Source organism: Candidatus Poriferisodalis multihospitum (genome assembly GCF_028283155.1).
GTDB lineage: Bacteria > Actinomycetota > Acidimicrobiia > Acidimicrobiales > Poriferisodalaceae > Poriferisodalis > Poriferisodalis multihospitum.
In genome coordinates this window covers 1-10,125 of sequence record NZ_JAPYOK010000064.1, presented here as the reverse complement: position 1 = coordinate 10,125, position 10,125 = coordinate 1, and the positions used below count along the sequence as shown (strand labels likewise).

General features: G+C 63.8%; 10 protein-coding genes. 6 read left to right on the top strand and 4 right to left on the bottom strand.

The genetic code is table 11. The features are described from left to right. Positions 1 to 423, top strand: a 423-nt coding sequence (locus VI480_RS05860) for a zinc-binding dehydrogenase (protein WP_323671887.1), incomplete at its 5' end; no start/stop codon positions are given. Between the two features lie 11 nt (positions 424 to 434). Here the strand turns inward: VI480_RS05860 and VI480_RS05855 are convergent. Continuing rightward, positions 435 to 1,724: an aspartate aminotransferase family protein gene (locus VI480_RS05855; protein ID WP_323671886.1), complete on the bottom strand. Its 1,290-nt coding sequence runs from the start codon at positions 1,722 to 1,724 to the stop codon at positions 435 to 437. Positions 1,725 to 1,961: 237 nt separating this feature from the next. On the opposite strand from VI480_RS05855, the gene VI480_RS05850 reads away from it, so the two are divergent. The 4 genes from VI480_RS05850 to VI480_RS05835 all read left to right on the top strand — a co-directional run bounded on the left by VI480_RS05850 (position 1,962) and on the right by VI480_RS05835 (position 7,959). Beyond that, entirely contained in the window at positions 1,962 to 3,278 is a 1,317-nt protein-coding gene (locus VI480_RS05850; protein WP_323671885.1) for a S1 family peptidase, read from the top strand. Positions 3,279 to 3,544: 266 nt separating this feature from the next. Beyond that, positions 3,545 to 4,039: a hypothetical protein gene (locus VI480_RS05845; RefSeq protein ID WP_323671884.1), complete on the top strand. Its 495-nt coding sequence runs from the start codon at positions 3,545 to 3,547 to the stop codon at positions 4,037 to 4,039. 73 nt (positions 4,040 to 4,112) lie between these two features. Beyond that, entirely contained in the window at positions 4,113 to 5,351 is a 1,239-nt protein-coding gene (locus VI480_RS05840; protein WP_323671883.1) for an alpha-hydroxy acid oxidase, read from the top strand. A 10-nt stretch (positions 5,352 to 5,361) separates the two neighbouring features. Then, a complete protein-coding gene (locus tag VI480_RS05835; protein WP_323671882.1) occupies positions 5,362 to 7,959 on the top strand; it encodes an FAD-dependent oxidoreductase in 2,598 nt (865 codons plus the stop codon). Here VI480_RS05835 and VI480_RS05830 read toward each other — a convergent pair. Genes VI480_RS05830 through VI480_RS05820 form a run of 3 tightly spaced genes read right to left on the bottom strand, consistent with a single transcriptional unit; the run spans position 7,937 to position 9,030 of the window. Beyond that, a complete protein-coding gene (locus tag VI480_RS05830; protein WP_323671881.1) occupies positions 7,937 to 8,596 on the bottom strand; it encodes an NYN domain-containing protein in 660 nt (219 codons plus the stop codon). The genes VI480_RS05835 and VI480_RS05830 overlap by 23 nt on opposite strands. 48 nt (positions 8,597 to 8,644) lie before the next feature. Continuing rightward, complete coding sequence (locus VI480_RS05825; protein ID WP_323671880.1) at positions 8,645 to 8,791, bottom strand: hypothetical protein; 147 nt, start codon at positions 8,789 to 8,791, stop codon at positions 8,645 to 8,647. Further along, the gene (locus VI480_RS05820) at positions 8,788 to 9,030 is read right to left on the bottom strand and encodes a hypothetical protein (protein WP_323671879.1); all 243 of its coding nucleotides are present in this window, start codon (positions 9,028 to 9,030) and stop codon (positions 8,788 to 8,790) included. Before VI480_RS05820 ends, VI480_RS05825 begins: the two co-directional genes overlap by 4 nt. Before the next feature lie 279 nt (positions 9,031 to 9,309). Here VI480_RS05820 and VI480_RS05815 point away from each other — a divergent pair. Continuing rightward, the coding region (locus tag VI480_RS05815; RefSeq protein ID WP_323671878.1) for an ATP-binding protein at positions 9,310 to 10,125 on the top strand (816 nt) is incomplete at its 3' end.

The following is a 10,125-nucleotide window of genomic DNA, read 5'->3' as shown; positions in this document are numbered from 1 at the left end:
AATGCCGCCGAGCTCGGCAACGCCGGGGTCATCGAGGCGGTCAAAGACATGACAAACGGTCGCGGCGCCGACTATGTCGTGGAGGCGGTCGGCCGCTCTGACACGTTTCTCGACTCGGTCGAGCTTGTGCGCATGGACGGTCAGCTCTTGTGGTTCGGCCTGCCCTCGACCGACGACAACATCCATGTCCGCTTCCAGAAGTTCTTCCGCAAGCGGCTCTCGGCCGCCAGCACCTACGGCGCCCAAGACGAGCCCGGCGCCATGTCATTCCGCCAAGCGCTGCAGCTCATTGCCTCGGGCGACATCGACGTGTCCCCGCTCCTCAGCCACGTGTTCGACGTGAGCGACATCGGCGACGCCTTCCGGCTGGCCCACGAGCCCCACGACGCCGGCGCGCTGAAAGTGTCGGTCAGCTTCGACTGACCCCAGTGGGCTCAGTCGAGCGCTTCGATTACCTGCACGAGGATGTCGAGGCCCTCGTCCATCTCGGCTTCGGTCACGTTCAGCATCGGCGTGATGCGGATGACGTTGCCGTAGAGACCGCCCTTGCCCACGAGCAGGCCGCGGTCTCTTGCAGATTCCAGCACCGCTGCCGTGGTGGCGGCATCGGGCTCGATGCTGCCGGCGTGGCAGAACTCGAGACCCTGCATCAGCCCCTTGCCGCGCAGCTCGGCCACATGCGGTGACGCGTCGCACACGGGTGCCAGGCGTTCGTGCATCTGTGCCCCGCGGGCGGCAGCGTTGGCTTGGAGGTCGTTCTCGAGCAGGTAGCGCAGCGTGGCCCGCCCCGCCGCGGTCGAGAGCGGGTTCCCCCCGAACGTCGTGATCGAGTTGCGCGTCAGGCAGTTCATCAGCTCGGCCCGGGCCACGATGCCCGCCAGAGTGATGCCATTGCCGACGCCCTTGGCGAAGGTGATCGCATCGGGTGTGATGCCGTGAGCCTCATAACCCCAGAAGTGCTCGCCGGTGCGGCCCCAGCCCGACTGCACCTCGTCGGAGATGAACAGGATCCCCTCCGAGTGCAGCACCTTGCCCATGGCGCCGAAGAAGCCATCGGGCGGCGTGGCGAAGCCGCCGACGCCTTGGATCGGCTCGGCGATGAGTGCCGAGAAGCCGCCGGAATCGGTCATGTCGATGAGCTGGACGAGATCCTCCACGCAGGCATTGGTGAAGGCGTCATCGTCGAGCTGCCGGAACGGGCTGCGCAGCCGGTAGCCGCCCTGCACGAACTGCACGTCGAGCCCGCTGTAGCTGCTGGTGGACCAGGCGCGGTGGCTGGTGATCGCCTGGGCTGTGAGCGAGCGACCGTGGTAGCTGTTGCGCATCGCCAGCACCTGGTTGCTGTTGCGATAGTTGGTAGCCAGCAAGATCGCGGTGTCGTTGGCCTCGCTGCCCGACGTGGTGAACAGCACCCGGGGATCGGGGATGCCCGAGACGGCGGCCACTTCTTCGGCGAACGAGATCATCTCCTCGTTCAGGTACAGCGTCGAGGTGTGCATCACCTTGGCTGCTTGGGCCTGTACGGCCTCGACTACGACAGGATTGGCGTGCCCGATCATGGTGGTGAGGATCCCGCCGAAGAAGTCCAGGTAGCGGGTGCCTTCGCAGTCAAAGACGTAGCTCCCCTCGCCACGGTCGATCGAGACCGGTCGCTCGTACAGCGGGCTGATGAAGCTGGGCAGGATCGCGCGGTAGCGCTCTGCCAGATCGGCGTTTGTGACCATGAGGGACTCACTTTCGCATCGTGCGGCAGAGGTCGGCCGGCAGGGCTGCATGCCCGAACCGCAGCCTCCGGTGCAGATGGCAGGGCACTTGGAACTTCGGGCACATCGTAGAGTTCGCCGCCGCCTATTCCGGCAGAACGCGGCAGCTCAGCACACTCCCGACGGCGTCCACGGCGTGCGGCATAGCGGATGAGATGTGCTAAACAAACGTGTAGTAAGTACGAAGGGAGTTCTGTCATGAACACACACGGCGCCAGTCAGTGCCCAGAGCATCGCCATCGGCAGATCAAGTTCGGAAACCGGTCACGTCGACGATGGCGGAGCGTGCGGGTGCTCGTGGTCGTGGCATTGCTGTTCGCTGCCCTGATCCCAATGGCGGCGGGTGCCGCCACCACGCAGCCTCAGCCAGGTGTCTCGCAAAGGACGAACCAGCCTGCAGCTGCGCAAGAGGTGCAGCAGGACGCGGGATTGATCGCCGAGGAGTACGACGTTTCTGTTGAGACGGTGCTCAATCGGCTGCAGCACGAGGAGGTTGTCGCTGGGCTGATTGCGGAGTGGGCCGCGGTGTATCCGAACGGTTATGCCGGGGCGTACCACGCCGATGGCTTCGTTGCGGCGTCGGTTGTGATGTGGGTCGGTACGGTCCCCAGGGCAGTGTCGGCGCAAGCGGCACCGCACGGAGTCTCGCTCAGCTTTGATACTTCGTCGCCGATCTCGGCCAACGCATACGACCAGTTGGCCCGCGATGCAGCCGCGCTGCTCGCTAGCACTGGACACAGCGAAGCCATTGTGGAGCCTTCGCCGAAGACCAAATCCTTGGATGTCATCGTTCGAGGCGACGACTCAGCGGCACCCAGGCTCGATGCCACCAGGCTGAGTCTGAAGACCCTGTTGCCTGTTGGCGTCACATCGAATGTCACGGAGAGGGATGGCCAGCTCGTCGACTCGGCCACACGTACGTTTCATGGCGGTGCGAAAATCCATGATGCCAATAGGAGCAGCAGGTATTGCACCTCAGCGTTTGCAGTGACTCGAGCTCAAGATGACGGTCTCATCACAGCAGGTCATTGCACCCGCATGACGCGGTACAAGATTCCACTGGATGGCCGAGTCCGAACGCTGACTGAGGAAGGCTTGCACTTGGGCTCTCAAGGCGACATCGGTTGGTATTCGTTCTCGGGTACTCCTTCGCCCATCTTCTATATCGGCGATGGAAGATATGACACGCGTACGCTTACCGGAATGCGGCGTGAATCTGGGTTTTCGACAAATCAGAGGGTGTGTTTCTATGGGCGGGCCTCGAATGAGCGGGATTGTGGCAGCCTCAAAGCATGGAATCTCTGCATCACCTATAGTGGTGCCACTGTCTGCAATATCGCACGTGTGACGCTGGACGACGTGCAAGTGCAGGAAGGCGACAGCGGAGGTCCATGGTACATTGGCTCGACAGCTGTGGGCATCACTGCTGCTCGCGTCAGCGGCTCAACCACAGCTTATTTCACGCCAGTCGAAGCTGCCCTGAACAGATACGGCTTGGATCTGGTCTACGGATAAGCTCAAAGTCTGTCGGCGTAGCTGGTGCATCAGAGGTTGCTTCATCTTGAGGCTGCAGTATGCACACTGAGTCTCAACTCCGACAACGTTGCTGTATGCTGATCAGCTTACTGCTGCTCGCGGGGAGCACAGTTGCTTGCACAACGAGTGACAGCCAAGGCTCTAGACCACTTTCCGACAGCGTGCGCACCACTTCCGAAGCGATGACATCCACCAACGTCTCTCCGACTTCGCAGCGATCCGTTCGGTCGCAATGCGCAACGATAGTGACTGAGATGCATAATGGCGCAATCGAAGAAATGGGATGCGACCAACTAGAATTGCCTGTTCTCGCTCGTAGATTCTGGCCGGATTATCCGCAGGGTTTTGAGCGCGCGAGTCCAGCTATAGCGCTGTACGGCTGGGGCTATCTGGATCTTTCGGGTCCGTGCGCCGCTATCGAATATCCCTTGAATGAGCAGTTTGGCCTTTTGGATTTGCAACGAGTGCGCCAATATCCATTTCCTGGCGGCATCGACGTAGAGAGATTTACCCTCGTTGCGCCGGAGCGCGCAGCATCGGCGGGCGGATACGGCAATTGGTACTTAGATGTCAGAGATGACGAGTTAGCTCTCGTATGGGATCGATATAAGGACGGAGCGCTTGAACAGACCGACATCTACCGTCATGGAGATCCTCTCGCTACAGAATTGCCTACGTATATCGGTGAGTGGCTGACCCCGGTGCCGCGCGCCTGCCCATCACAGTGGATGTGGCTCTGATCGAGCGGGACTGTCAAAATAGCTGGGTCCTACCAGCCAGACTTCTGAGCGGCGAGCCGAGGGGAGGCAAGCGATGGCGGGGTTGACGAGTTGGGTATCGCAGGCCTACGAGACGGCCCGCAGCGTCATGCAGTTCGGCGAGTTCGAACGCGACGCCGACAAGCGTCACCTCATCCGCGCGGCCGACGTCTCCGACCTGCGCCGCATGGCGAAGCGCCGCATGCCGGGCGGCTGTTTCGACTACATCGACGGGGCAGCCGAGGACGAGGTGAGCGCCGAGCGAAGCGTGTCCGCCTTTCATCGTTGGCAATTCCGGCCGCGAGTGCTGCGCGACGTGAGCGAGGTGGACATCTCGGGCAAGGTGCTGGGGCAGGAGGTGCCGATCCCGCTGGTGATCGCTCCGACGGGCTTCGACCGCATCGCCCATTCGCAAGGTGAGCTGGCTGTGGCGCGTGCCGCTGAACGGGCCGGCATTCCGTATTCGCTGTCGACGATGGGCACACGCTCGGTCGAAGAGGTAGCCGAGGTGTGCGCGGGGAGAAAATTCTTCCAGGTGTATGTCTGGCGCGACCGCGAGCTGATGGCTGACCTGCTCGAGCGCTCGGCCGCTTCCGGCTACGAGGCGATCATGATCACCGTCGACACGGCAGTGCTGGGACGCCGCGAGCGCGACGTCCGGCACGGCTTCAGCCTTCCCCCCAAGCTGGGCCCCGACACGATCATCGACGGATTGCTGCATCCGCGCTGGCTCCTGGACTTTCTCAGCAACGAGCCGATCAAGTTCTCGAATTGCGAAGGGGCGGCCGGCGGCGACGGCGGCGATGCCGTGGCGCTGGCCGACTACATCAACAGCCAGTTCGACCCGTCGCTGTCATGGGACGACATCGAGTGGTTCCGCGAGCGCTGGGATGGACCCGTGATGCTCAAGGGCGTGCTGTCGACCGACGACGCCAAGATCGCTGCCGACATGGAGCTCGACGCCGTGATCGTGTCGAACCACGGCGGGCGCCAGCTCGATGGGGCGCCTGCGCCGGTGGAGTGCGTGCCGGCCATTCGCGAGGCCGTCGGCGACCGTTGTGAGGTGATCTGCGACGGAGGAATCCGGCGCGGCAGCGACATCGTGAAGGCCCTGGCCCTGGGTGCCGACTCAGCGATGATCGGCCGGGCGTACCTGTATGCCCTCGGCGCCGCTGGCGAGACCGGCGTCGACTGGGTGCTCAACTATTTCGTCGAGGGGATGACCCGCACGATGCGCCTGAATGGCGTTCGTTCCACTGCGGACCTGACCCCCGACCTGCTCGAACGCGTCTGAGGCGGCACTGATGGCAGAACAGACATCACCCGGGCGCGCCCTTGGCGATCGCTCGCTTCCAGATCGTGCAGCATCCAAGCGCACGATCCCAGATCGTGCCGAAGTGGTCGTCGTGGGCGGCGGTGTCGTGGGCTGCGCGGTTGCATACCACTTGGTGCGGCGAGGCATCACCGACGTGTTGTTGCTGGAGCAGAACCAGCTCACCTCGGGCACGACCTGGCACGCGGCCGGATTGGCAGCGCAGCTCAAGTCGACCTACAGCCTGACCAAGCTGGCCACCTACACCGTGCGCCTGTTCGAGGCGCTCGAGGACGAGACCGGTCAGGCGACGGGCTTCCGGGCGCCGGGCTCGATCTCGGTGGCATCCGATGCCGAGCGCTGGGAGGAGATCCTGCGCGGCGCATCCATGGGCAGGTCCATCGGTGTCGAGTCCCGCGAGCTCGACATGGACGAACTGTCGGAGATGTGGCCGCTGATGCGAACCGACGACCTGGTGGGCGCGCTGTACCTGCCGGACGACGGGATGGTGTCGCCGGTGGACGTCACGATGGCGCTGGCCAAGGGCGCACGTGCCCGAGGGTGCCGCATCATCGAAGGTGTCGCCGTCGCCGGGCTCGAGACCCGCAATGGCGCCATCAGCGGCGTCCGCACTGAGTTGACGTCCGGCGTCGCGAGCGGCGCCGGGGGAGACCACCTGATCGAGACCGAGACCGTGGTGCTGGCCACCGGCATGTGGACCCGCCACCTCGCCGCTCAGATCGGGGTGAACGTTCCGCTGCAGGCGTGCGAGCACTTCTACGTGGTCACCGAGCCGCTCGACGACCTCGATACCTCCACGCCCATCGTGCGCGACCCCACCAACTACACGTACTTCAAGGAGGAGACCGGCAAGCTCATGGTCGGCTTCTTCGAGCCGGAAGCCAAGGTGTGGCGCCTCGACGGCATTCCCCGCGACTTCAAGTTCGGGACGCTGCCGGAAGACTGGGACCACGTCGGACCGGTGTTCGAGCGCTCGTGCCATCGGGTGCCGACGCTGGCCGACTGCGGCGTGCAGCTGTTCTTCAACGGCCCCGAATCGTTCACTCCCGACGGCACCTACTACCTCGGCGAGGCGCCCGAGGTCGACGGCTGTTTCGTGGCTGCGGGCTTCAACTCCGTCGGCATCCAGTCCGCGGGGGGAGCCGGCTGGGTGCTGGCCGACTGGATCGCCGACCGGCACCCACCGATGGACCTGTGCGCGGTGGACATCCGCCGCGCCATGCCATTCCAGGCCGACAACGGCTACCTAGCCGAACGCATCAGCGAGAGTCTCGGGCTGCTGTATGCGATGCACTGGCCATTCTTCCAGTACACGAGCGCCCGCGACCAGCGGCGCTCGGCGCTGCACGACGCGATGGATGCGGCCGGTGCGGTCTTCGGCGAGACAGCAGGCTGGGAGCGAGCCAATTGGTTTGCCGAGCAGGGCCAGGAACGGGCATACCGCTACAGCTACGGCAAGCAGAACTGGTTCAAGAACTCCGGGCGTGAGTGCGACGCCGTGCGCAACGGCGTGGCGGTGTTCGACCAGTCGTCGTTCGTCAAGTTCACCGTGCGCGGCCCCGACGCGCTCGACGTGCTCGACACGTTGAGTGTGGCTTCGGTGGATGTGCCCGCCGGGCGTGCCGTATACACGCAGTGGTGCAACGAGCGAGGCGGCATCGAGGCCGACCTGACCGTCACCCGGCTGGGCGACGACGATTTCTGGGTGGTCACCTCGGCTGCCTGCCAGACCCGTGACTGGGCGTGGCTGCGACGCCACTGCAGGGGCCGTGACGTCGACATCGCCGATGTCACCGACGAGTGGGCAGTGCTCGGGCTGATGGGACCGCACTCACGAGACCTGCTCAGCCGTGTCACCGACGCCGCGCTCGACAACGAGTCGTTCGGTTTCGGCGATGCGCAGCACATCGACGTGGCGTCGGTGACTGGCCCGATCGCGGTGCTGGCCGTGCGCATGAGCTACGTGGGCGAGCTCGGCTGGGAGCTGTATGTGCCCAACGCCGGGGCAGTCGCGGTATACGAAGCGCTGCGCGACGCTGCGGAAGACGCGGACGGGCTGGAGTTGGCTCACGCCGGCTATCACGCCATGAACACGCTGCGGCTGGAGTGCGGCTACCGCCACTGGGGGCACGACATCAGCGACGAGGACACGCCGCTGGAGGCGGGCCTCGGCTTCGCGATTGCGTGGGACAAGCCGCGCGACTTCATCGGCCGCGCAGCGCTGGAGGCACAACGCCATGAGCCCCGCACACACCGTCTCGTCCAGTTCCGGCTCGAAGACCCCGATGTGCTGGCGTACCACGACGAGCCAATCCGCCGCGACGGCGAGCTCGTCGGCCGGGTCACGTCGGCTATGTGGAGCTACACCGAGGATCGCTGCCTGGCGATGGGCTATGTGACGCACCCGACCGCGGCCCAACCAGCGCGTCCGCCTGTAGCCCCGCGAGTCGTAGGGGATGCCACAGGTGTGATGTACGCTGCACCCAATCCCCCCAGTCGCTTCTGGTGGCTGGGTGCAGGGCCCGCTTCGGCGGGCCCTTGCGTGTTTACCAAGCAGATGGCTTGCTGATGGCGCCCTGCTGGTCATGGAGCACGGGTGCCAGCTGGCATTGGGCCAGCACGTTCATCCGGAGTTGCTTGAAGAAGGTGCCTTGGAGCAACCGCGAGCGGTACTTCGCCAAGTGCGGATTGACAATGCCCACAGTGATGCCTGCGTCGACACGCGCGATGCGGACGGCCTCGCGAAGGTCCGAGTCATTGCTGACCACCACAGCTGTCCTGCAGTGCCCCATGAATGCGTCCCGCAGCAAGTACGCGGCCAAGTTGACATCGGAGCCCTTCTCCTCTGTCCTAACCACTTCGACGGTTCGATGCCTGCTTGCTGACGGACGAGCGAGCGGAAGCTTCATCTTCCTCTGTACGAAGTGCCCGTAGTGGATCTCCAAGAGCGGCAGGGTTGCGAGAGCCCGAAAGTAGGTATCTTGGCGGTCGGCTTGCTGCGGATCGTCCGGGCGAGCGCTCACGCGAGCCGTGAAGTAGCGGATCTTGACGATGTTGTCGCGGGGCAGCAGGCGCCGGCAGAGCGCTTCGAGGTCAAGCCACTTGTACGGCGTCCCCTTGACGGCGCCGTAGTAGAAGTTGAACCCGTCGATGTAGACGATCGTCGGGCCGTGTTGCAGCGTCTTGCTCGGTCCGAGGTCGTTCATGGCCCATCCGAGGCTATGGCCGCTCCATCGCGCCGAGAGATGGCGGTCTCAGCGGGTCGTGGCCGACTTCCAGAGACGGTGACCTTCCATCCACAGCAGGATCGGCAGCGCGCTGTCGATGAGGTACCACATGATCAGGTTGTCGCTGCCGTCGACCATGTCTGCGAACCAGTTCGGCACAAACGGAATGGTCACGGCGGAGCGAAGATGAACATGGCTCGTGCATTGCGGTCGTGAGCGCTGGCGGCGGAGCGGCGCAGCCATGTCGTGACCAAGGTCAGCAACAACGACGACGCCATGAACCAGTTGAGCACCGACCAAGAATCGAAGTTCTCGGGCTGGTGCTCCCTGTAGAGGGGATATGCGCCGAGGTTGATCGCCACGGCGGCCCCGACGAGCTTCAAGTAGACGGCAATGGCCTTCGAGAAGTTCATGAACCCAGCATCCCTCCGTTTGACGAGCACCCCGAAGCCCCTTCGCAGCGACGCCGACGCCAAGGGCCATGGTGCGCCGCGCTGCCGCGCACAGGAGCGATATGAGCCTCGCCGTCGTCGCCGTAGACGAGCGGCAGTCGCCATTGAATCAGATGCTCTTCGCGCGGCGAGTTCGAGGGCGGTGGTGAGCGGGCCGCAACGGCACGTAGCACAGCGTCTAGGTATGCAAACTGAAAGACGAGATTTCAAATTGCATGGCACCTGAGGTACCATGCACGTATGATTCGTCGGGAGATTGCCAGTCTGCTGCCGAAGCTGTTCCGGCAGTTTCCATTCGTGTCTGTGACCGGACCGCGCCAGTCTGGCAAGACGACGCTTTGCCAGTCTGTGTTCGACTCCTCAGAGGTCGCCTACGTCAGCCTGGACGCGATGGACGTTCGCCAGGTCGCAGAAAACGATCCGCGCGGATTCCTTCGGGATCTCGGCAGGCCCGCCGTCATCGACGAAGTTCAGCATGTGCCGGCACTCTTCTCCTATCTGAAGGAAGCAGCAGATGCCGACGGTGCCAATGGCCAATACGTGCTCGCGGGCAGCGAGAACTTCAAGCTCAACACGGCAATCAGCGAGTCACTGGCTGGTCGGGTGGCTCAGCTGCGCTTGCTTCCGTTCTCGCTTGAAGAGCGCCACCGAGCCGACGGCGTCGCATCTTTCGCCGAGCTGGCATACAGCGGCTTCTATCCGCGCATCATCGACCAACAGCTGGAGCCTCGGCCTGCGCTGGCCGATTACTTCGATACCTACATCGAGAGGGATGTGCGTCGCATGGGAGGCGTCGGCGATCTCTCGGCGTTCCGTCAGTTCGCTGCGCTGTGCGCTGGACGAATCGGGCAACTCGTCAACTTGTCATCGCTCGGGGGGGACCTCGGCATCTCACACACAACGGTTCGCAATTGGCTGACTGTTCTCGAGCGCAGCTACATCGTGTTCGTGCTCGAGCCGTACCACAAGAACATTGGGAAGCGGCTGACCAAGTCGCCGAAGCTCTACTTCTACGATGTCGGTCTCGCCAGCTATCTGTTGGGCATCCAGACACCC

Coding starts and splice junctions, on each gene's coding strand:
- VI480_RS05835 (WP_323671882.1), top strand. CDS start 5,362: ATGGCAGAACAGACATCACCCGGGCGCGCCCTTGGCGATCGCTCGCTT.
- VI480_RS05850 (WP_323671885.1), top strand. CDS start 1,962: ATGAACACACACGGCGCCAGTCAGTGCCCAGAGCATCGCCATCGGCAG.
- VI480_RS05840 (WP_323671883.1), top strand. CDS start 4,113: ATGGCGGGGTTGACGAGTTGGGTATCGCAGGCCTACGAGACGGCCCGC.
- VI480_RS05855 (WP_323671886.1), bottom strand. CDS start 1,724: ATGGTCACAAACGCCGATCTGGCAGAGCGCTACCGCGCGATCCTGCCC.
- VI480_RS05820 (WP_323671879.1), bottom strand. CDS start 9,030: ATGAACTTCTCGAAGGCCATTGCCGTCTACTTGAAGCTCGTCGGGGCC.
- VI480_RS05830 (WP_323671881.1), bottom strand. CDS start 8,596: ATGAACGACCTCGGACCGAGCAAGACGCTGCAACACGGCCCGACGATC.